Annotated in this window: 27 protein-coding genes and 1 pseudogene; 1 reads left to right on the forward strand and 27 read right to left on the reverse strand. The window is 72.0% G+C overall.

The window, feature by feature from the left end; translation table 11 throughout:
• The 20 genes and pseudogenes from IE142_RS32860 to IE142_RS32955 form a co-directional block, all read right to left on the reverse strand.
• Positions 1-275 (reverse strand): annotated as a pseudogene (locus tag IE142_RS32860) (hypothetical protein); the annotation flags it as partial.
• Positions 272-700, reverse strand: a complete 429-nt coding sequence (locus IE142_RS32865; protein WP_229831108.1) for a RapZ C-terminal domain-containing protein — start codon at positions 698-700, stop codon at positions 272-274. The gene IE142_RS32865 and the pseudogene IE142_RS32860, both read right to left, overlap by 4 nt.
• Before the next feature lie 97 nt (positions 701-797).
• Complete coding sequence (locus IE142_RS32870) at positions 798-1,220, reverse strand: NUDIX domain-containing protein (protein ID WP_191889117.1); 423 nt, start codon at positions 1,218-1,220, stop codon at positions 798-800.
• Between the two features lie 22 nt (positions 1,221-1,242).
• Positions 1,243-1,431 carry a DUF8839 family protein gene (locus tag IE142_RS32875; RefSeq protein WP_191889118.1) on the reverse strand — a complete coding sequence of 63 codons (189 nt, stop codon included), beginning with the start codon at positions 1,429-1,431 and terminating at the stop codon, positions 1,243-1,245.
• Positions 1,431-1,913 (reverse strand): hypothetical protein, encoded by a 483-nt coding sequence (locus IE142_RS32880; protein WP_191889119.1) that lies wholly within the window; start codon positions 1,911-1,913, stop codon positions 1,431-1,433. The genes IE142_RS32875 and IE142_RS32880 overlap by 1 nt, the downstream gene beginning before the upstream one ends.
• Positions 1,910-2,119 carry a hypothetical protein gene (locus tag IE142_RS32885; protein ID WP_191889120.1) on the reverse strand — a complete coding sequence of 70 codons (210 nt, stop codon included), beginning with the start codon at positions 2,117-2,119 and terminating at the stop codon, positions 1,910-1,912. The genes IE142_RS32880 and IE142_RS32885 overlap by 4 nt, the downstream gene beginning before the upstream one ends.
• 20 nt (positions 2,120-2,139) lie before the next feature.
• On the reverse strand, positions 2,140-2,442 hold the full coding sequence (locus tag IE142_RS32890; protein WP_191889121.1) for a hypothetical protein: 303 nt from the start codon (positions 2,440-2,442) through the stop codon (positions 2,140-2,142).
• Positions 2,439-2,879 (reverse strand): ASCH domain-containing protein, encoded by a 441-nt coding sequence (locus IE142_RS32895; RefSeq protein ID WP_191889122.1) that lies wholly within the window; start codon positions 2,877-2,879, stop codon positions 2,439-2,441. The genes IE142_RS32890 and IE142_RS32895 overlap by 4 nt, the downstream gene beginning before the upstream one ends.
• Complete coding sequence (locus IE142_RS32900; RefSeq protein ID WP_191889123.1) at positions 2,876-3,553, reverse strand: GGDEF domain-containing protein; 678 nt, start codon at positions 3,551-3,553, stop codon at positions 2,876-2,878. Before IE142_RS32900 ends, IE142_RS32895 begins: the two co-directional genes overlap by 4 nt.
• Positions 3,554-3,643: 90 nt before the next feature.
• Complete coding sequence (locus IE142_RS32905; RefSeq protein ID WP_191889124.1) at positions 3,644-3,949, reverse strand: hypothetical protein; 306 nt, start codon at positions 3,947-3,949, stop codon at positions 3,644-3,646.
• Between the two features lie 111 nt (positions 3,950-4,060).
• Positions 4,061-4,366 (reverse strand): hypothetical protein, encoded by a 306-nt coding sequence (locus IE142_RS32910; RefSeq protein ID WP_191889125.1) that lies wholly within the window; start codon positions 4,364-4,366, stop codon positions 4,061-4,063.
• A 14-nt stretch (positions 4,367-4,380) separates the two neighbouring features.
• A complete protein-coding gene (locus tag IE142_RS32915; RefSeq protein WP_191889126.1) occupies positions 4,381-4,575 on the reverse strand; it encodes a hypothetical protein in 195 nt (64 codons plus the stop codon).
• Positions 4,572-5,072, reverse strand: coding sequence for a hypothetical protein (locus tag IE142_RS32920; protein WP_191889127.1), 501 nt, complete (start codon positions 5,070-5,072; stop codon positions 4,572-4,574). The genes IE142_RS32915 and IE142_RS32920 overlap by 4 nt, the downstream gene beginning before the upstream one ends.
• A gap of 110 nt (positions 5,073-5,182) precedes the next feature.
• Complete coding sequence (locus IE142_RS32925) at positions 5,183-6,025, reverse strand: hypothetical protein (RefSeq protein WP_191889128.1); 843 nt, start codon at positions 6,023-6,025, stop codon at positions 5,183-5,185.
• Between the two features lie 84 nt (positions 6,026-6,109).
• Positions 6,110-7,090, reverse strand: coding sequence for an ATP-binding protein (locus IE142_RS32930; protein ID WP_191889129.1), 981 nt, complete (start codon positions 7,088-7,090; stop codon positions 6,110-6,112).
• Positions 7,087-7,428, reverse strand: coding sequence for a hypothetical protein (locus IE142_RS32935; protein ID WP_191889130.1), 342 nt, complete (start codon positions 7,426-7,428; stop codon positions 7,087-7,089). The genes IE142_RS32930 and IE142_RS32935 overlap by 4 nt, the downstream gene beginning before the upstream one ends.
• A complete protein-coding gene (locus IE142_RS32940; protein WP_191889131.1) occupies positions 7,425-8,021 on the reverse strand; it encodes a hypothetical protein in 597 nt (198 codons plus the stop codon). Before IE142_RS32940 ends, IE142_RS32935 begins: the two co-directional genes overlap by 4 nt.
• A gap of 114 nt (positions 8,022-8,135) precedes the next feature.
• A complete protein-coding gene (locus tag IE142_RS32945) occupies positions 8,136-8,594 on the reverse strand; it encodes an RRQRL motif-containing zinc-binding protein (RefSeq protein WP_191889132.1) in 459 nt (152 codons plus the stop codon).
• A 291-nt stretch (positions 8,595-8,885) separates the two neighbouring features.
• Positions 8,886-9,656 carry a hypothetical protein gene (locus IE142_RS32950; protein WP_191889133.1) on the reverse strand — a complete coding sequence of 257 codons (771 nt, stop codon included), beginning with the start codon at positions 9,654-9,656 and terminating at the stop codon, positions 8,886-8,888.
• Between the two features lie 121 nt (positions 9,657-9,777).
• Positions 9,778-10,344: a DUF6197 family protein gene (locus IE142_RS32955; RefSeq protein ID WP_191889134.1), complete on the reverse strand. Its 567-nt coding sequence runs from the start codon at positions 10,342-10,344 to the stop codon at positions 9,778-9,780.
• 152 nt (positions 10,345-10,496) lie between these two features.
• Here IE142_RS32955 and IE142_RS32960 point away from each other — a divergent pair, with 152 nt between their 5' ends.
• Positions 10,497-10,658, forward strand: coding sequence for a hypothetical protein (locus IE142_RS32960; RefSeq protein ID WP_191889135.1), 162 nt, complete (start codon positions 10,497-10,499; stop codon positions 10,656-10,658).
• Here IE142_RS32960 and IE142_RS32965 read toward each other — a convergent pair whose 3' ends face one another.
• The 7 genes from IE142_RS32965 to IE142_RS32995 form a co-directional block, all read right to left on the reverse strand.
• The gene (locus tag IE142_RS32965; protein WP_191889136.1) at positions 10,659-10,847 is read right to left on the reverse strand and encodes a hypothetical protein; all 189 of its coding nucleotides are present in this window, start codon (positions 10,845-10,847) and stop codon (positions 10,659-10,661) included. It abuts the gene before it with no gap.
• Positions 10,848-10,929: 82 nt separating this feature from the next.
• On the reverse strand, positions 10,930-13,068 hold the full coding sequence (locus tag IE142_RS32970; RefSeq protein WP_191889137.1) for a chromosome segregation protein ParM: 2,139 nt from the start codon (positions 13,066-13,068) through the stop codon (positions 10,930-10,932).
• A gap of 88 nt (positions 13,069-13,156) precedes the next feature.
• Positions 13,157-13,573 carry a conjugal transfer protein TraB gene (locus tag IE142_RS32975; protein ID WP_191889138.1) on the reverse strand — a complete coding sequence of 139 codons (417 nt, stop codon included), beginning with the start codon at positions 13,571-13,573 and terminating at the stop codon, positions 13,157-13,159.
• Positions 13,574-13,593: 20 nt separating this feature from the next.
• The gene (locus IE142_RS32980; protein WP_229831110.1) at positions 13,594-15,825 is read right to left on the reverse strand and encodes an ATP/GTP-binding protein; all 2,232 of its coding nucleotides are present in this window, start codon (positions 15,823-15,825) and stop codon (positions 13,594-13,596) included.
• Positions 15,826-15,952: 127 nt separating this feature from the next.
• Positions 15,953-16,261: a hypothetical protein gene (locus IE142_RS32985; RefSeq protein ID WP_029394214.1), complete on the reverse strand. Its 309-nt coding sequence runs from the start codon at positions 16,259-16,261 to the stop codon at positions 15,953-15,955.
• Positions 16,258-16,731: a hypothetical protein gene (locus tag IE142_RS32990; protein WP_191889139.1), complete on the reverse strand. Its 474-nt coding sequence runs from the start codon at positions 16,729-16,731 to the stop codon at positions 16,258-16,260. Before IE142_RS32990 ends, IE142_RS32985 begins: the two co-directional genes overlap by 4 nt.
• A gap of 114 nt (positions 16,732-16,845) precedes the next feature.
• Positions 16,846-19,017 (reverse strand): hypothetical protein, encoded by a 2,172-nt coding sequence (locus tag IE142_RS32995; RefSeq protein ID WP_191889140.1) that lies wholly within the window; start codon positions 19,015-19,017, stop codon positions 16,846-16,848.
• Positions 19,018-19,020 lie beyond the last annotated feature (3 nt).

Below are 19,020 nucleotides of genomic sequence, written 5' to 3' on the forward strand. Positions count from 1 at the left end.
TAGAGGTGCAGGTTCCGCCACCCGTGGACGCGGGCCATGTACGCGGCGGCGGCCTCGATGATGCCGGCCCACCGCTGGTGTCCGAGGACGACGAAGCCGATCGGGAAGAGGCGGTCCTCGGTCGGGTCGTCGATGCCGGTGACGTACAGGCCGCGATGGACGATGAAGCCGTTCTCCGCTGCGTCCTCGCCGGGCGTCCAGAGCTGTTCGGCGGGGTGCATCATGCCGTCGTCGCCCTCGCTGGTCACGAGGTCGTACAGGCCGGTGGTGGTCATGCGCTCGCTCCGTTGCTGGTGTCGGCCGCTTTGAGAACGCGCGGGAGATGGACGTGGAGGTGTTCGACGTTGACCTGGCGGCCGCGGTCCCGGAGTGCTCGGGCCAGGAGTTCGGTGAGACCGCTGGCACGGTGCCGGCCTCCCGCGCAGCCGATGGCGATGCGGCGGGGGCCGGCGGGGAGGTCGGCGTAGTCGGCGAGGTTGGCGAGCAGCTCGCGGGCGCCGGGGGTGTTGAGGACGACGTCCTGGACGCGGGGGTCGAGGCCGTCGAGGTCGAGGATGCCGCGGGCGGCGGCCGGGTCGCGGAGCCGGTCGCGAACGTCCTCGATCCGGTCGGCGCCAGGCGGGATGGGAGTCCCGTCGGGGCCGGTGGGCAGGTGCAGGTAGCCGAACGAGATCAGACGGATCGGATGGGTCGGGCGCACGAAGGGCCTCCAGGTCGCTGGTGAAAAGCGGGAGCGCCAGAGCGCCACGCCTGTCCGGGGAGGGCAGGCGCGGCGCTCTGGTGGGGGTGTGTGGTGTTCAGGGGGTCGATGCCACGGCCGTGCTGAGGATGTGGGCGTGGTCGAACGCGAGGCGTTCCGGCAGGTCGTTCAGGGGCCACCAGCGGGCGGTGCGGGCGTCGTCTCCGGCGGTGATCGTGGTACCGGTGGGGACGACGGCCGCGAAGGCGACGGTGACGTACCGGCCGCGAGGGTCGCGGTCGGGGGCGTCCCAGACGCCGATCGGGCGCAGGTCGTCGACGGTGACGGTGACGCCGGTTTCCTCCGCCAGCTCGCGGGCGGCAGCTGCGAGGCTGGTCTCGCCGGGGTCGACGTGGCCGCCGGGGAGCGCCCATGCGCCTTCGTGCGGCGGCCATCCGCGCTGGATCAGCAGGACCTCACGGTCGGGTGTCAGGGCGACGACGTCGGCGGTGTAGCGGATCGTCTCGAAGGTCTCGGTCATGGGTGCCTCTCGGTTGGGTGGGCTAGTGGACGGTGTCGGTGACCACGAGGAACTGGTCGGTGCGCAGGTCCATCACGACCCGGGCGTCCGGGTGGCCTTGGGTGCGCTGGGCGGCGGCGTACTCTTCGGCCGGCCAGGAGCCGCGGGGGCTTCCGGCGGGGAATCGCTCGAGGACGGTCCGGGGCGGGGTGCTGGTGTCGGAGGTGGTCATCAGGCGTCGCCGCCGTTCACGCGCTCGTGGATGTCGATGAGGGTGGCGATGGCGTCGGGGTTGTCCGCCAGGCCGACCCACTGGCCGTGCGCGGTGAAGACGGGCACGGCGTCGGTGTCGGCGTTGAAGACGACGCAGTAGTCGCCGTACCGGTCCATCACCATGTCCCGCAGGATCGGGACCAGCGCGGTGTCCAGGACCTCCAGGGCGTCGACGGTGAGCCGGGCGGGCTCGCCGGGCGACGGCGGCTGGACCAGGGTGCCGGTGACGCGGACCAGGTCGCTGGGCTGTATGCCGGTCAGCAGCTCGTGGGTGATCCGGGCGTCCTCGCTGGTGCAGGACACGATCGTGTCGGGGGCGTCCTTGGCGACGGTGTCCGGGTCGTCGGGTCGGACGACCAGGTCGAAGGTGGCGGTGCCGCGCGGGCCGGGGGCGGGCGGCACGTCGATCCAGCCGTCGACGGTGCAGTGCTTGGTGGTCATGAGTGGGCCTCCGCCAGGGTCTCGGTGGGGCGAGGGGAGCGGGGTCGGGTGGTGCGCTGGGCGATGTCCAGCAGCTCGCGGTTGCGCCGCTTCTGGGCGTCGGTGAGCGGGCGGGCCGTCGCGCCGCCGTGGCGGTGCCAGAGCGGGGAGGCGGGCGGCTCGGGGTAGGCGAGGGCGTGGTCGACGTCGCGTTCGGTTCTGCTCATGGAGGTCCTCCAGGTGGAGGTCAGGCGTGGTCGCCTTGGCCCTTCTTGGACTTGGACTTGGGCTTCGGCGCGAGGTCGGAGGCGAACCGCCCGAGGCGGGCCTCAACGGGGTTGGCGGTGATCCAGTCCTCCGCGCATGCCTTGTGTACGGGCTCCTCGGAGTGGGAGCGCATGGGCGTGGGCTGGCCGCACAGCGTGCAGGGGAGGTCCTGCCAGCGGTCGAAGTGCCGGCTGTCGCGCCAGACGAGAAGGTGGCCGGGAGCCGGGATCAGGCCCGGCTCGAACGGCGGCTTCTTCTCCTTCTTGCGTCCCTGGCGGGTCACGGCCGGAAGTTGGGCAGCTGCTGGAACACGCGGTGCAGCAGGTCCGGCGACGGCTTCCAGGGCACGACCTGCCCGCGGGCGGGGACCGGCAGCGGCAGCTCCTGGACGTCGTCGAGCACCAGGTGCCAGGCGGCCGGGTGCGCCCACTGCGAGCAGAGCGGCGCTCCCTCGGGGTCCTGGTGGCAGTCGGTGATCCGGGCGACACCGACGACCGCGCCCGTGACCAGCTGGCGGCCGCGGATGGTGCGGCCGATCAGCGGGATGCGCAGGGCGGGCTGTTCGATGGTCTTGCTGGTGTGCAGCAGCACCCAGCCGGTCCGCCACCGGCCGGGACGGTTCTCGATGGTCTTGGCACCGGCGAGGATGCAGGCCGCGTACGGTTGCCGGATGCTGATGCCGCGGATCCAGTCGCCCTCGGGCAGGGTCGCGCTGCTCATGCGGCTCGCCCCCACACGGCCGTGCCCGGACGGCCGGCCCGGCGTCCGTTGACGGACGGCACCGCGACGTGAGCGGCGTCGGCGACGATCGCGCGGCCGGAGTGCTTGCCGTCGTACAGGGCGGCGTCGGCGGTCCTCTGCAACAGGCTCAGGTCGCGGGAGCCGACCGCGGCAGGGGTCGCGGCGCCGACTGATGCGGCGACGTCGACGGTGCGCCCGTCCTCGAGGACGACGGGGGTGTGCAGCATGCGGACCAGTTGCGCGAGGCGCTGCTCCAGGCGGGTGGCGGGCAGCTCCAGGACGACGGCGAACTCATCGCCTCCGAGCCTGCCCACGGCCGCGCGGGGGCCCGCCCACGCGGTGAGCCGGGCGGCGGTCGCGGCCAGGACGGCGTCGCCGGCGGCGTGACCCATCGTGTCGTTCACGGCCTTGAAGTGGTCCTGGTCGACGAGGACCACGGCCGTGTTGTCGCCGTGGCGGGCCAGGAGCCGGCGGGCGCGGGCGGTGTAGGCGTCGCGGCGCAGCAGGCCGGTCAGCGGATCCTTCCGGGTCGCCGCGAGTCGGCGGTGCAGCGCGACGGCGTGCAGGGTCCAGCCGGTCAGTGGCAGCGCGGCGGTGGTGATCAGGAGGGTGCGCGGGCCGATCCGGCCCTGAACGCGCAGGACGGAGTCCATACTGGGGTTCTCCCTCTCGTCTCGTACGGGTTGGGTGGGCCCGGGACGGGCGGTTGGTTTGGACGCCGTGTCGTCCGTCCCGGGGCGTAGCTACAGCTCGAAGTCGCTGCGGGTGGTCCAGCTGTAGGGGCTCTTCCAGGGGCCGGCCTTCGCGGCGTGCCAGTCGAGCTCCCAGCCGGGCCGCAGCCCGTGCGCGGTCCAGTTGTCCGGCTGCTGGCCGGGGATCTCCAGTCCGGCCTGCTGCGCGGCGAGCGTCGCGTCGTACGCCTCGTGGGCGCGTCGCAAAGCTGTACTGCGGGAGTCCGCCTCGCCGGCGAAGACGTGCAAGCCCCGCAGGGCCGGGTTGCTGGTGTGGTGTATCGGGACGTCGACCTCATAGACCTCGCGGTGCGGCATGACGACCCATCTCCTCTCGCTCTCGTGGTTGAGGGGCCACTGCGACCGCCCCGGCCCCGGCGGGTGCGGGGTCCGGGGCGGCACAGAGTGCGCTCAACTCGAAGGCGGGGTTCAGCTGGCCATCGTGACGGCGTCGCGCAGGTGCGTGCGTGCCCAGGCCAGCAGCGACGCCTGGTCGCCGTCCGTGCTGGTCAGTGCGTCGGTGAGGTGACTGGCGGCGCGGTCCAGTTCCTCGCTGGCCTCCCGCCAGGTGCCGATGCTGGACGCGGCGAGGACGTCGCGGACCTCTTCGATCAGGCCGATGAACGCGTTCGGCGTGGTGCCGCGCGGCGCCTGGTCGCCGATGAGGGCGGCGAGGTCGGCGGCGAAGCAGTCACGGAGCGCGGCGACGGTGTCCGTGCGGGTCTGGGTGGCCATGAGGGGTCTCCTTGTCAGTAGTCGAGCTGGATCGTGATGGGGCGCCGGGGGTCTCCGGTGTGGGTGTGGACCGTGCGGCGGTGCGCGGCGAGGCCGGCGGCCCCGCCCTGGATGGGCAGAGGGCAGTCCGGACAGCCGTGCCACCAGTCGTCTCCGGCCGGGAGGTCGACCGGGGTGAGCGGGTGGGGGTGCGGCGGCTGGGCTCTCATTCCGTCTCCCTTGAGCCGGGGACGTAGTCGATGGCCGTGGCGACGTGGTGGATGTGCATGAGGCTTCCGGCGTCGTCGATCCGGTCCCGCAGCCTGTCCAGTTGCGCCCACGCCCGCCGCAGCTGCTGCGTGAGCCACTCGGTGTCGGCAGGGGCGGCGGCGACGAACTCCCCCAGCGGGAGGTGTTCGGGGCCGCTGGTGCCGAGGACGGCGACGGGCCGGCCGTCGTCGTCCTCGATGACGCCGGTGTCACCGCCCCTCTGCCGCCAACCGCCGGGAACGGCCTTCAGCCGGGCCTCGATGGCGGTCAGCCGGTCCGCGTCGGGGTGCTGGGCGGCCAGGTAAGCGGTGGCCCGGGTGGCTTCCTCGTCGGTGAACAGTTCGGCGAGGCGGGTGCTGTCGGCGTACCGGGCGCGATGCAGGTACTCCTGGGCGAGCTGCCAGTCCGTCCGGTCCGGCTGCGCGCTGGTTTCACGGTGGGCCTGCTGGTTCGGCATGACGTCCATCCCTCTCTGGTCCTGGTCCCGGGGATTGTGCTGCTTGAGGGACCACCGCGACCGCCCCGGCCTCCGTCGTACGGAGAGGCCGGGGCGGCACGGAGCGTCCGTCAGGCGCGGTAGACGGGAGGGCGGACTCCGGCACGCAGCTCGCGGATGATCGAGCAGGGGCCCTTGGTGGCGCAGAATGCGTCGTCGGTGTCCGGCAGGGCGTTGCCCGTCGTGCCCCACATGTCGCGGGCGAGCGCGTTCACGGTGCGCAGCATCTCGCCGTTGTTGGGGCGGCAGGCGCTGTGCTTGTCGCCGACGCCGTGCCGGTGGGCGCTGATGATGTGCTGGCGGGCCTGGCGGGCGGCCCAGCGGCGGCTGCTGGGGCCGGTGTTCTCGTGGACGTGCCCGCTGTCGTAGAAGGTGTCCAGGTGGCAGGCGGTGCAGTGGTAGGTGACCAGCTGCTCCGCCTCACTGTCAGGAAGCCACTTGCCTTCGAATTCGTAGACGATGACTTCGGCGCCCGGGGTCTCGGTGTGCGCGAAGGCGGTGACCAGGCCGACGCCGTCCGCGATCGCACCGCGCGCCTGCACGTTCCAGAAGGTGCGGGGGATGAACGTGTCCCAGCCCTTGCCGTGGGGCCACTGGGCGTACAGGACACCCTGCGAGGCGTCGAAGGTCGCCTTGCCGTCGACGTTCTCGCGCTTGTACTGCTCGATCTGCTCGATCGACCCGAAGTATGTCGCGGAGAACTCCTCGGACTCCAGGAAGATCAGCCCGTACCCGTCGCGGGTGTCGTGGCCGTTCTCCTTGAGCATGTCGACCATGTCCTCGTAGCCGGGGGTCGTGGGGGTGATGGTGGCGACGAGGGGCAGCCGGTAGTAGTCGCAGCTCGTGACGTGGGCCGGGTGGTCCTCGCTGACGTGGTGCGGGGTGCCGTACGTGTTCGTGATCGTGATGCCCATGACGGGGTGTCCTTCCTGGGAAAACGGCGGGCGCCGGGTGAGCCCGGCGCCCTGTGGGGTGGTTCGGCGTGGCGGCGGTACGCCTCACGCGCGGACCGCGTCGGCGTACTGCGCTTCGAGGTCGGCGCGGCCCTCGGGGTCGTCGTCCTGGAGGTCGTGGTCGTCGGCCTCCTGGTCCACGCCGTCGCCGTGGACGGTGCAGACGAGGTCCGGGTCGTTGTCCATGGCGCCGGTCAGCGCCCGGAACAGGCAGCTGACGCTGTAGGCCGGCGCCCACGCCTGCCCGTCGCACTCCGGGTCGAAGGGGCACGGCAGCAGGATGTCGAAGCCGAAGTCGCCCTCGCCGTCGACGTCCTCGCGCAGCGCGAGGGTGAGGTACTGCTGACCGAGGCGGATCTCCGCGACGCGGTCCCGGCCGGTCACCAGGTCCGAGCCCGGCCGCCACCGCCACAGCGGCAGGATCTCCGGGCCGAAGAAGCGGCGGGCCAGCCACAGGTCGCCCAGGCCCTCGCTGCCGTCACGCCCGAGGTCGGCCTCCCGCACCTGCGAGAGCCGCTCCAGGAACGGCTCCAGCCGGTACAGGGCGTCGGCGAAGACCACCGTGTTGAAGCCTTCGGCCGCGAGCCGCTGATGGGACGCGACCATGGCCTGGTGCTGGGCGCGGACGACGTCCTCGGGCACGCGCCGGTTGGCCGGGCGCGGGCCCTGGCGCTCCAGGCAGACCGGCAGCGGCGTGGCGACGATGACCGCGACGGTCGGCATGCCGTGCCGCTTGGCGGCCATCACCAGTTCCACCCGCACGCTCTGTTCGACGTTGGTCGCGTCGATGACCGTGTTGAGCTTGCGGGCCATCCGGCGTTCCAGGATCAGCTTGAGGACGTCGGCGGCATCGGCCGTGGCGTCCTGCCGGCCGGGGTCGTCGCTGACCGTGCCGCGCAGGTCGTCGAGGGAGAGGACCTGGGAGGCCTGCCAGGTGCGGGCCAGCGTCGACTTGCCCGAGCCGGAGGCACCGATCAGGACGATCAGCCCGTTCTCCGGCAGGTCCGGGTACAGCACCGAGGTCATTCGACGTCTCCTTGCGGGTCGAGGGAGCGGGCCGCCCAGTTCAGGCGCTGCCCGGCGTTGTCGGTGAGCAGCGCGGCGGCCTCGTGCAGGGGACAGGAGGCATCGCCGTCGCGGTCGGGCTCGAGCTGCTCCGCCCGCCGTGCGGCGGTGCTGACCAGCTGCGCGAGGGCGGGGAAGAGGCCGCCGGGGACGTCGATGTCCTCCTGGAGCTCGCGCAGGATCGCGGCGAGCTCGCGGGCGTCGACGTCGTCGGCGTTCAGGTCGTCCTCGATCTGCTGGAGGGCGAGCTGGGCGATGCCGAGCGAGGCCCGTACGCGGTCCAGGCGGGTGCGGCTCACCGGCGGCCGCCGGGGCGGGTCGTGAGCCAGGTGGTGACGGCGGCGGCGCCGATGCCGATGGCACGGTGAAGGGCTGCGTCCAGCTCCATCCATGCGCTACCCGGCCCGGTCACCTCCTTGGTGACCACGCCCTCGTCGTCGAGACGGACCGCCTGGCAGTGCTCGATGTAGCCGGTCTTCTTGGTCTTCTTCGCCAGCCACAGCAGTAAGGCGCCGCGGTCGATCGCGGCGTGCGTTCCTGCATTGATGGCCGCACCGGCGAGCAGCGCGGTCGGCGTGAGGCGATAGCCGAACACGCGGGTGATGCCGATGGTCGCTGCGACCTGCACGGCGGTATAGGAGGCAACGTGGCGGGTCACGTGGTGGCGGCCAAGGATGCTTGCTCCCCAGACCGGTTCACCACTCTCCTCGCGGGTGGGGTCCTGGTCGACGCGGGTGCCATCCCGGTAAACGAGGTGGTCGCCGTACAGCCGCTTCAGGGAAGCCGACGTGGATCCCTGAGCCCAGTGGTCGCAGAGGGGATGCAGCTCGCCGAAAGTGGCCAGCAGGGTGCCGAAGACGGCGAGGCGCTCGGTGGTGAGGTGACGGGGCATGCTGGAGGTCTCCTGATCTCGAAGGGGTGAGGGAGCGGGCGGCCGGCCTTTTGCCGGTGCTGCGGCCGCCCGGCGGGCTCCGTCCCGGCCTGTATGGCCGGGACGGGGCCTGCGTTACGCGGCCAGCCGGTGAGCGGCGGGGGCTGCGGGTGCGAGGTAGCTGCTGGGGTCCACGGGCGTGCCGTCGAAGCACTCGATGCAACAGCCGAGCTTTTTCGAGAGGCAGCAAAAGAACCGCCTCCCGCAGTCCCCGCAGGTCTGGCGAGCGGCCATGGCCCGGTCCAGGGCCCATTCCTGAGCGAGCGTCGGGACGCGCTTGGGCACGGCCAGGTCGACGCGGAGCAGGAAGCCGCGGGTGGGGTGGTTACACGACCACTGCGGCCGGTACGAGCACCACTTGCAGCGCAGGATCGCGACCGGGTCGTTGCCGCCGGGGCTGAGGCCCATGTCCCTGAGCTGACGCCGCGTGACGAGTCCTTCGGGGACCGCGCCGCGATCGAACTCCGGCAGGAACGCCTCCGAGCGGGGCACGCGCTTGATCTCGCGGCGCCGCTTCCTGCGCCTCCTGGGCATCAGCGGCTCCAGGCGCCGGGCAGCCGGTCGGGGCGCTGCGGGTAGCGGGGGCCGGGGCGCTGCGGGCGGGGCCGGCCGATCCGGCGGCGCGGGCGGGGGATGAGCACGAGTGATCTCCTCCAGTCGTCGGTGGGCAGCGCTGCGCCCCGTCGACGTGGTGCTGGTGTCGGCGGGGCGCGGCGGGTGGTGCGTTCGGCCGGGCGGCCTGTCCCGTCCTCGCCCGGCCCCTGGGTGCGGGGCGGGCGAGGACCGGGCAGGGCGTCAGGTCTTCAGTGGGTGCGGAGCGTGCGGTCAGCGGTGGAGCGGGTGGACGTTGTCGTCGAAGTCGTCGCCCGCCGGGGCCGGGGCGGGGAGGGTGGCGTGCAGGTGGAGCTCGGGGTTGAACTGCGGCATGAACTGCGGCGGGTGGTTGTGGACGATGGGCCGCAGGGTCAGGCCGCGCAGCGCGAAGGCGCTGGCGAGGGCCCACATCAGGGCGGCGAGCCCGGTCGCGGCGGCGCGTCCTCCGGCCGGGGCTGCGGACCAGATCATGGCCAGGCTTGCCAGGCCCCACAGCGTCCAGGCGATGCGAGCGCCGGCGTTGCCGAAGAACCCGCCGATGAGCCCGAGCAGTCCGGCCAGTTGCCAGAACGCGTACAGGGCGGCGGGCGCGACGGTGAGGTGGGCGGCCTGGTCGGCGAGGAACGCCCGGATCGGGTGGTCGACCGTGCCCCACAGTCCGCTGCCGTCACCGGCGTCGGTGGCCTGGACATCGGAGAGGCCCGCGAGTGTGGCGGAGGCGATGTCGCCGGCGGCGTCGACCATCATCACGATGAGGCTGAGCCCGGCGAGCAGTCCGGCCGTTTTGATCCACACGGCGATCTCGTGCCATCCGGCGTGCCGGGCCTGGAAGATCTCCTCCCACCGCTGGTGGAGGAAGCCGCCTTCCTCCCAGGACTTGCGCCAAGCGGTACGCAGCCGCGCCAGGCGCTGCGTGCCCTTGCGGGCGGGTGGCAGTTCGAGCTGGTCGAGGATGCTGTTCGGGCGGTGCTGGCCGTTCATCTGCCTGTCGTTGTGGGACATGGGGCAGTCGCTCCTTCGTCTGGGAAGTCGGTGGCGTGCGTGGTGTCCGGCCGGGTGGCCTGCCCCCGCGTCCGGCCCCCCGGGTGCGGGGTTCGGGCGCGAGGCAGTGGACCCGGAGCGGTTACAGGCCGCGGGCGTCGGCGAGGCCGGCGGCCTGGTCGACCATGCGGATGGGGACGCGGCTGCTGCCGTGGGCGTCGTTGAAGGACGGCACGGAGTCGACGTCGCCGAACTTGCGGCGGATCGCGTCCAGGAGCACGGCGGCCGCGTCGGCCTCCAGGCCGCTGTCGCCGCGGGCCTCGGCCCGGATAGCACCGAGCATGCAGCGGGCGCCGTCCTCGTCGACCAGCGCGCCGGAGCACCAGCCGCCGGTGAGCAGCCGGTGGTGGGCGCGCTGCAGAAGGGCCGCGACCGGCGTCGGGTAGGACTCCGGCGGCGGCTGGAGCGTCGGGGTCAGCGGGACGGTGACGACGTCGGCCAGGTCCACGGGCTCGGTGGGGATGTGCGCCGTGTTGATCTCGTAGGCGACGGCCGCTTCGTCCAGGCGCGCGGTCATCTCCGCCTTCACGAGGGTGAGGCGTTCCTCGAGGGTCAGCTCCGCCGGCGGCGCGGCGGCCGGGACGGGCTGTATGGGCTGGGTGGTCGGGGCGGGGTGGTCTATGGCGGGGGAGAGCGAGGCATGGGACATCGGGGCTCCAGGCAAGGGCGCCGAAGGGCGCCGCCGGGATGGGTTTCCGGCGGCGCCCTTCGGCGTTGCGTAGTGGGGGAGTGGGCGTTTGGGTGTCGGCGCACCCGTGTCCCGGGCATCCTCGGACCATCAGGCGCGGGGAAGGGGCTGGGGTGGAGTTCGTCTTCGATTGCGGATGGTGCGGGGGTGACAACTACTTCGTGGGCAAGCAGGTCGGCTTCTGGGTCGACAAGTGGGAAGTGCCCGCGGAGTGGGACTGCCGTTTCTGCGACGGGCTCAACTACACGCCTGACCCGCCGTGGACGGAGGCGTAGTCAGAGGCTGGAGATCAGTCCGGCGAGCGAGGCGAGGCCGCTGTTGATGGTCGGGGCCAGGCCGGTCGCGGCGAGGGTGAAGCCGAACAGCGTGCAGGCCAGCGCGGAGCCGACGCGGACGTAGCCGCCCTTGACCAGGACGACGACGATGATGCCCAGCAGCGCGGCGGCGGAGATGGACAGGGCCACGGTGGTGGTGCTCCTTCAGAGGGAGTCGGGTGGGGCCGGCCGCGCTCGGGCGGGCCGGCCCCGGGGGATGGATGGGGTGTGATCAGGCGTCGGTGAGGCTCTTGATGGCCTCCAGCGCCTGGCGGGGTGAGGCGACCTGCTCGGAGCGGCGGCTGCCACGCTTGCTGCCGCCCTTGCCGCCGCCTCCCCCTCCGCCGCCGCGGCGGCGAGACTTGCCGTCACCGTCGTCGTCCTCGTCGGGCTCGGGCCAGAACTCGCCGGGCCGCACGGGCTCGTTCCAGTCGAACCACAGGCCGCGCTTCTCCAGCTCCGCGATCTCGTAGTCGGTGAGCCGGTTGACCTCGTCGGGGAACAGGTTGGACAGGTCGGTGTCGAAGTCCGCGTACAGCGACCGCATGAGCACGGCGCGGCCGTTGTCGAGGACGATGACCGCGACGCCGCCCGTGGAGACGCCGTTCTCCGGGTCGGCCTCGCCGCGCATGGCCCGCTCGATCGCGGAACCTTCGCTGCGGGAGTAGCGGGCCGGGATGGTCGGCACGTCGTAGGCGTTCTCCATGGTGCCCTCCGCCGCCTTGCGGGTGGCGGCGGGCGAACCCATGTTGAAGATGACCGGCCTCGAGTTCTGGCGCAGGTTGTCCTTCATCTCGGTGGAGAAGCCGTTGTGCGCGAACGGCGACTGCCCGGCCGGGTTGAAGCCGATCCCGTACTTCAGGCCGGTGACCGTGAGGTCCTCGCCGTCCTTCTGGATGAACTCACCGAAGTCCGCGTCCTGCGCGGCGGTCATGAACTCATCGCCGTAGACGTTGAGCTGCCGGTACGGGCAGCGTGTGTCACCGGGCTTGTAGTCGTGCGGCTGACCGTCGTGCGGCCAGGGCATGTCCGCCCGGATCTCGCACAGTGCCTTCGCCGCCCGCAGCGAGCGGGCCATCCACAGGGCGTTCGAGCCCTGCCGGTCGATGTACTTACCCAGCACGCTCGTCTTTTCGTCCTTGCGGACGGTGCCCAGCCACACGACCTGGCCGTCCAGGGACTGGGCGGCCATGTGGATCGCGAAGAACTGCGTCTTGCCGGACCGGGACACCCCCAGCGTGAGGCCGTGGGCCGGGGCGTTCTTGTCGTGCTGGTACACCATCGTCTTCACCGGCTGGCCGGTGATGGTGAACCCGCACACGTACATGCCCTTGGCGTCCGGGGTGAGCAGCTCGCGGGTGGCGGGGAAGATCGCGGACAGCGGCGGAGTGTCGAACGCGCTGATCAGGAACTCCGAGCCGTCGATGAGGACGAACACGCAGGAGTCGTCCTCGGGCAGGTCCAGCGCCCGGCAGACCTTGGGCAGGTCGATGCGCGGGGACTCGGTGGAGTCGCTCATCTTCGCCCGGTAGAAGGTCACCCCGCGCTCATCGTCGCGGGTCTTGTGAACCAGCTCGGAGCCGGGGGCGCCGCCCTTGGGGCCGGCCACCCGGTCGATCCAGCGCTCCTGGTCGGTCGGCTTGGTGCGCCGCCGGGCGTTGGCCTCGGGGGTGATGAGGGCCTCCATCCAGCCGGGTCCGCCCTGGCGGCCGGGTTGGATGGCGACGTCCGCGAGGGTGACGTCGGCAGCGGACACGCCGAACGCGGCTCCGACGATCTCGGGGGAGAGGCCGGTGATCGGCCGCCCGGTCTCCGAAGCGCGCAGCAGCAGGGTGAGGTCGTGGCGCATGGCGGGGTGCCGGGTGGCCTTGACGACGTGGGTACGGGCGGGCATCCCGGCGCGCTCCCACAGCATCCGCGCCTCGCGGGTGAGCGTGTCCGCTCCGTCGTCCGGCTGCGCCACGGTCGGCTCCGCGGCCCGGGCGGGCGCCGGCTGCGGGGCCGGGGCGGCGAGCGCGGGGCGGTTGCGACGGCGGGTGTGCCGGGAGAAGGGCAGCACGAAGGAGCCGGCCGCCGCCCATCCGGCGGCGAGCAGTCCGTCCAGCCAGTACGGGCCGAAGCCGGTGGTGTGTCCGGCGGCGACGTCGACGGCGGCGGCCAGGACCAGCGGCGTCCAGCGCAGGATCTTGCGTCCGGCGCCGGTCTCGTCGCTCTTGGCGGCGAGGAAGATGCCGCCGATCCCGGCGGCGCCGGCCAGCTGCACGACGGAGCTGACGGGGCTGTCGGGGTAGACGTTAGGGGCCACGGCCAGCACGGGCGCGGCGAGGGTGTAGGCGAGGCGTTCGAGCACGACACTGCGCGGCGTGGTCACCGGTGGTCTCCTTCTCAGAACGGGCACGGGCGGCCCCGCACTGTGTGCGGAGCCGCCCGTGGTGAGGGGTGGTGGGTGGGGAGTGGGGTCAGCGGTTGAAGAAGCCCGGGCGGGGCGTCTTCTCGCGCCGGTTGGAGCGGATGTCGTCCAGCGCGCCGTAGAGCTTGGCGTGGGTGCGCCGGGTCTCGTGGGTGAGGTCGACGGTCTCCTGGGCGGTGTCGGACAGCTTGCGAACCTCCCGGGCGGCACCGTCCAGGGCGGTGGCCACGTTGGCGGTGAGGACGACGAACTTCGGGTCCAGGTCGGCGTTCTCGATGTCGGTGGCGACGCCGTCGGTGTGCTTGGCGTTGGCCAGCATGCTGCGCCACAGGGCCACCAGATCGAGGGTGGCGTCGTCCAGGACCTTGCTGAGCTTGTCCAGCTTGGCCTGGACGGCCTTGTACCGGTTGTCGTCGTCCACGGCGGGCTCGGCGTTGCCGTTGCGGGGCTCGAGGTCGCTGCTCATCGGCGCTTTTCCTCTCGTGCTCAGTCGTGGTGGGCGGCGGCCGACGCGTGCTTGAGGCCGGCGTCGTCCATGGCGGCCATGTCCTCGCCGTAGACGCGGGCGACCATCACGGCCGCGAGTTGGGCTGCCTCCTTGGCGAGGCCGCACTGCTCGGCGCAGCGTTGAGCCTGCCGCTTCATGGTGTCCGCGGAGTCGGCCAGGTCCGCGATCATGTCGGTGACGTCGGTTTCGATGTTGTGGTCGCCGACCAGGTCGGCGGCCATGTCCCGCAGGGCGTCGGCGACCTTGGTGAGGGCCTCCATCAGGGCTTCGGCGCGCTCCTGGTCGGAGGCGGCCTTGATGGCGGTGTTCGCCATCTCCATCAGGTACTGGTCGAACGTGATGTCCGTTCGGTGCTGGACACCCAGGCCGCTGTGCCCGGACGGCCTGCTGACTTGCGAGCTGCTCACGCTGCTCCCTTCCGTGCTGGTGGGTCGGCTGTTGGTGGCCAATCGGCCGGCGGCGGCCTGATCGCTCTGATCGGGTGCGTCGGTGGGGTCCGGCCGGCTGGTGCCGGGGCGCTTGATGACCCCTCGCCTGACGCGCGGTTGCCTGGGCGCGCGGGGCAGACCGGGCCGGCGGGCGGCGTACCAGCCGAACGGGTCGCCTTCGTCGTCGACGATCACCGCGTCCGGGACGTCCTCGCTGGTGTCCGGCTTCGGGGTGGGACGGTTCGGGCGGCCGTCGGCCCATTCCACCGTCGGGTCGGGATCGTTCGCCCCGTCCCACGCCCAGCCGCGGCGCCGACGCCGGAACCGGCGCCAGCGCCGCTTCTTCGAGTCGCCAGACGACCCGTCACCGGCCTTGGGGCCCTTCCCCGGCTCATCGGACGCCGGGGCGTCCTCCGTGGTGCTGGAGGCCCCGTCAGGGCCGTCCGCGGCGTCCTTCTCGCCCTTGCCGTCGGAGCCCTCCTTCGCGGTTTCCTCTCCCTTGCCGTCGCTGGCCTTGCCCTTGGAATCCTTCTCCTTGGATTCCTTGTCCTTGGTCAGGCTCACCTTCTCGGTGCCGGCCTTCGCGTCCTTGGCTGCCTTGGCGGCCTCCGCGTCGGCGCGGCGCTTGTCCCAGCGTCGCTGGGCTTCCTCACCGACGGCCTTGCCCAGCGTGGTGCGGCCCGGCGTGGCCGACGCTGCGGCTTCCCGCTTCGCCTTCCGCGCCGCGTCGCGCTCCTGCCGCTTCGCGCGGCGGTCCTCCCATGCCTGCTGCCGCTGGGCGCGGGCCTGGTCGCGGTCCTTGGTCCGGTCGGCGACGCCGGCGGCGTGCCCGGCGCTGCGGCGTTCCTGCCGCCCGGCCTGCCTGGCCCCGGCGCGCTCCTGGCGGCCGCGGGCCCGCTCGGCACGGGCACCGGACGCCGGACCGTTCTGCGACCGGCCGCCGCCGTCACCTTTCGAACCGCCGCCCCGGCCGGAGCCGCCAGAGCCCGTCTGAGAGCCTTTCGAGCCCCCGGACGGACCGTTACGCCCGGAACCGGCTGCACGGCCGCCAAGGCCTGACGGAGAGCCCTTCGCGCCGCCCTTGCCGCCCCCGCTCCCCCCGGTCGATCCAGACCCGGACCGACCGCCGGGGCCGCCGGACCGGTTCGCTCCCGAGCCGGAGCTGGTGCGGGACGGCCCGCTGCCGCCACCGCCGCGCGAGGACCCGCCCCCGCCGCCGGCCTTCGAGCGGCCTTTGTCCGACCCCAGTCCGGAGGCGGACGACTTCGCGCGATCGGCGTCCGCCTTTCCGCGTGCCGCCGTCTTGTCGCCCTTCGCTTTCATCATCGCGGCGTGGAGCTTTCCGTTCTGCTCCATCATCGCGACTTCCTGCGCGGTGCGGCCCTCCAGCAGCGCAGCCTTCCGCGCTATTTCGGCTTCGCGGAAAGGCGCTTCACCCTCATGGAGCGCCCGCGCCCTTTCCAGCCGGAATTCCAGCCAGTCACCGAGCCGGTCAGCGAGAGAACGAGGCTGCTCGTATTCGCCTTCCTCGTATTCTCCGTCATCTTCACCGGTTTCCGGTGCCGTAATCCCTTCGGAACGCAGGGCCGTCGACGGGTCCGGGGCGGCCGGAATCGGCGGCAGTTCCATTGTTGTCTCTTCCGGCGATTCCGGTGGTGCCGGGGGAATGTCTTCCGGCGGCGGAATGGTGTCGCCGTAATCCGGGATCGGCGGTGGCACGTACGTGGAATCACCGCTCCAGGGGCCTTGGACCAAGGTCCCTGTGCCGTCCTTGTCGGACACGGTGCGCCTCCCTCCTGGGACTTGACAGAGCGTGGGGTCTTGTGTGCACGCGTGTGCACGTGCACACGTGCACGCTTTACGCGCGCGAGGCCCCGCCGGAGCCCGGCGGGGCCTTCGCTGGTGACGTTCAGTGACGCGGGGGGTGCTTCGCCACAACCTGCTCCGCGTACTTCAGCAGGTCGTTCCAGATCCGTCCGTCGCCCTCCACGCGCTGGTCCATCGCCGTGATGAACAGGCGGCAGATCAGCGCGAATCCGGAGTAGACGTCGCCGCGACCGGCTTTTACGTCCTTGGCCATTCGGGATCGTGCCAGGCGGAGCCAGAATTCCATCTGCCCTGCCTCGCCGCGAGACTCGCGGGCTTTCGTCGCCTCTTCCTTCAGCCAGTTCTGACGCCGCTGAACGGAGCGTTCGGCGCTGCTGAGGGGGCGGTTCACGCCGACTCCCGACCCATGTCGTAAATCGACGTGGGACCACCATAGCCGAGATTCTGACCCTGTGCACCCTGCTGCGGCGGATTCGGTGCGGCCTGGAGGGTCGGCGGGTTCTTCTTACGCTCCCTTTCCAGCGCCTTTTCCTTCCTTCCCTTGGCCGTATTCACCACGGCCTCGTCGTGAGCGCGGCGCTTATAGGCGCTCTTTTCCAGGCCCTCGGTGAGGTTGTTCAGGTTCTTGAGCACGTTCCCGAGGGCCTTTTCCACGGGCATCGCGCGCAGCCTGGCGTGGTACCAGCGGTCGCCCTCCACGTGCGTGTCGCGCAGGTGCACGCGGGTCTCGTGGGCGAGGGTCTCCAGGTTCTTGCCGATGTCCAGCAGGACCCGCTGAACGTCGGCCAGGTACCGGGCGGTTGCCTCCGGGTTCTGCGCGACATCGCGCAGAGGGGAGTGGTTCGGGTCGTTGCTGTTCACGGCGGGGTTTCCCTCCTGGTGTACTGGTGGGGCTGTCGACTGCTTCCGGCAGTCGCAGCGAGGGCCAGCCCGATTCCCGCGGGCTGGCCCTCACTGGTGTGTGCCGGACGTTGATCAGGTCAGGTACTTGTCCGCGTCCTCGGGACGCAGCAGGCCGGCCTCCTTCAGCAGCCGGATCGCGCGGGGCTGGTTGACGTTGAGCTGGGTGCGGACCCGGCTGATGTTGACGAAGCCGTCCGTTTCGCGCGGCAGAGCCTGTACGAGAGGGAGCAGTTCGGCGTCCGTACGAGCGGGCGTCGCTGTACCAGTACGCCCGGCGGTGGCCGTTCCGCTTGTACGCGAGCGGGCTTCCGTCGTACTGGTACGCGCGGACGGAACGCCGTCAACCGGGGCCGTACGGGCGGTGACCGTACTGGTACGCGCTCCGCCCTCGTACGCGGCGGCGCTGGTACGGCCGGTGTGCTCCGTACTAGTACGCGCGGCCCCGTTCGAGGCGGCCTGTACGCCGCTTGTACGGTCGCTGTACGCGCTGGTCAGCCCCGCATTCGCTCCCGCCGGAGCGGGGTGGTACGGGGCGGCGTGTACAGGCTCCGTACGAGTAGTGCCGTGGGCCGTACGAGCGGAGGCCGTACCGGCTGACGCGCCGTACGAGTCCGTACCGGACGGGCTTGTACGGGCGTGCTGTGTACCAGTCGCGCCATCCGTACGAGCGGCCGTACCGGTACGGCTGTCCGTTCCGGTCGCCGTGTCCGTACCACCGTGTCCGTCCGTACCGGCGTCGTCGTGCATGAGCGCGTGGACGCGCCAGATGACGGCCACGAAGATCAGCACGACGAACGTCGTCAGCGGCCACGGAGCCGACTGGCCTTCCTTCACGAGGTGGGCCTGCTCCGCCAGGTGGTAGGTCACGTTCGCCGACGCCATCAACGCGAGCGCCGCCGGGATGTCCCGCTTGGCGCGGAACGCGGTGACGCAGTAGACGTCGATGCTGACCGGCAGCAGCGGGGCGACGTACTCGTTGATGCCGACCATGCGGGCCAGCTCGTACTCGCCGGAGGCGGCGAGGCCGACGCCGGCGGCGAGCGCGATCCACGGTGCGGTCTTCCACGCCTTGCGACTGAGGTTCTGGTGCCAGCCCCGGAAGCGGGAGTTGGCCCGCTTGGCCTCGCGGGCCTCCTCGAGCATCCGGCGGGCGCGGGCCTCGTCGGCCTGCGCCCGGTCGGTGACACCCTTGGCCTTTCGCTGCGCCTCTTCGGTGATGCGGTCGGCCTCCTTCTGGGCGGCCTCCCGCATCTGCTGCGCGACGGTCTTAGCTTCCTCCCGCAGCCGCTCGCGCTGCTTGTCGCACGCCGTCTTGAGCCCGGCGAGTTCGTCGGCGAGGGCCTTGCGCTTGGTGGCGGCCTCCGCATCGAACTCGTCAGTGAGCTTGCGAAGCTGCTCGCGCAGCTCGGTGCGGGCCTGCTCCGCCTCAGCATGCGCGGCGGCGACCTGCTGGTCCGCCTCGCGGCGCCGTTCGTCAGCGGCCTTGACCGCGTCCGCGTACAGCGCCTCCGCCTCCGCGCGACGGGCGTCGTACTGGCCGGCGGCCGTCTCAGCGAGCTTCGCGAACCGCTCGCGGGCCTGGTCGATCTCCCGCTGCGCCGTGGCCACCAGTTCGTCGGCCTGCTCCTGGGCGCGGGCGAGGATCTGCCCGGCCTCGGTGCGGCGCTGGTCGACCAGGGAGCTGATCTCTGTGAGGTCGGCTTCGGCCAGGCGCCGCAGCTCGGCAACCGCGGTGGCCGTGGCCGCCCGGTCGGTCGCCGCCAGCTCGGTCAGGTCGGTGACCTGCGCGCGTGCCTCCTTCACCAGGGCCTCGGCCCGGTCGCGGGCCTCCGCCAGGAGCCGGTCGGCCTCGCCGCGCGCTGCCTCGAGGTCGTTCGTCGCCGCCGCACGCTGGGCGGCGGCCTCCTGGTCGGCGTCGGCGGTGATGCCCGCGGCGCGGTTGTGCGCCTCGGCCAGCAGCCCGGTGACCTGCTCGTGGGTGTCGGCGACGGTGCGCGCCGCCTGGCCCTCGGCTTCCGCCTGGAAGGCGGAGGCTGCCTCGCGGGCGGTGTCGATGATGTCGGCGGCCCGGTCCCGCGCGTCCGCGACGCGGGCCAGTGCCTCCAGGTTCAGGCCGGTGTTCGTCGCTTCGGCCGGGGCCGGGAACGCGGCGGAGGTGGTGGAGGCGGTGGGCTGCGGAGCCGGACGGGCCGCCGGCTTCTTACGGGCGGTGGGCCTCTTGTTGCGGGTTCGAGTGGCGGCCACGCC

Origin of the sequence: Streptomyces mutabilis, from assembly GCF_014649815.1 — a bacterium.
Classification (GTDB): domain Bacteria; phylum Actinomycetota; class Actinomycetes; order Streptomycetales; family Streptomycetaceae; genus Streptomyces; species Streptomyces mutabilis.

Bases quoted from the DNA above. Each gene is read 5' to 3' on its own strand.
- IE142_RS32920 (WP_191889127.1), bottom strand. From the start codon at position 5,072: ATGCCGAACCAGCAGGCCCACCGTGAAACCAGCGCGCAGCCGGACCGG.
- IE142_RS32925 (WP_191889128.1), bottom strand. From the start codon at position 6,025: ATGGGCATCACGATCACGAACACGTACGGCACCCCGCACCACGTCAGC.
- IE142_RS32870 (WP_191889117.1), bottom strand. From the start codon at position 1,220: ATGACCGAGACCTTCGAGACGATCCGCTACACCGCCGACGTCGTCGCC.
- IE142_RS32955 (WP_191889134.1), bottom strand. From the start codon at position 10,344: ATGTCCCATGCCTCGCTCTCCCCCGCCATAGACCACCCCGCCCCGACC.
- IE142_RS32940 (WP_191889131.1), bottom strand. From the start codon at position 8,021: ATGCCCCGTCACCTCACCACCGAGCGCCTCGCCGTCTTCGGCACCCTG.
- IE142_RS32915 (WP_191889126.1), bottom strand. From the start codon at position 4,575: ATGAGAGCCCAGCCGCCGCACCCCCACCCGCTCACCCCGGTCGACCTC.
- IE142_RS32895 (WP_191889122.1), bottom strand. From the start codon at position 2,879: ATGAGCAGCGCGACCCTGCCCGAGGGCGACTGGATCCGCGGCATCAGC.
- IE142_RS32975 (WP_191889138.1), bottom strand. From the start codon at position 13,573: ATGAGCAGCGACCTCGAGCCCCGCAACGGCAACGCCGAGCCCGCCGTG.
- IE142_RS32945 (WP_191889132.1), bottom strand. From the start codon at position 8,594: ATGCCCAGGAGGCGCAGGAAGCGGCGCCGCGAGATCAAGCGCGTGCCC.
- IE142_RS32885 (WP_191889120.1), bottom strand. From the start codon at position 2,119: ATGAGCAGAACCGAACGCGACGTCGACCACGCCCTCGCCTACCCCGAG.
- IE142_RS32930 (WP_191889129.1), bottom strand. From the start codon at position 7,090: ATGACCTCGGTGCTGTACCCGGACCTGCCGGAGAACGGGCTGATCGTC.
- IE142_RS32950 (WP_191889133.1), bottom strand. From the start codon at position 9,656: ATGTCCCACAACGACAGGCAGATGAACGGCCAGCACCGCCCGAACAGC.
- IE142_RS32900 (WP_191889123.1), bottom strand. From the start codon at position 3,553: ATGGACTCCGTCCTGCGCGTTCAGGGCCGGATCGGCCCGCGCACCCTC.
- IE142_RS32910 (WP_191889125.1), bottom strand. From the start codon at position 4,366: ATGGCCACCCAGACCCGCACGGACACCGTCGCCGCGCTCCGTGACTGC.
- IE142_RS32880 (WP_191889119.1), bottom strand. From the start codon at position 1,913: ATGACCACCAAGCACTGCACCGTCGACGGCTGGATCGACGTGCCGCCC.
- IE142_RS32905 (WP_191889124.1), bottom strand. From the start codon at position 3,949: ATGCCGCACCGCGAGGTCTATGAGGTCGACGTCCCGATACACCACACC.
- IE142_RS32875 (WP_191889118.1), bottom strand. From the start codon at position 1,431: ATGACCACCTCCGACACCAGCACCCCGCCCCGGACCGTCCTCGAGCGA.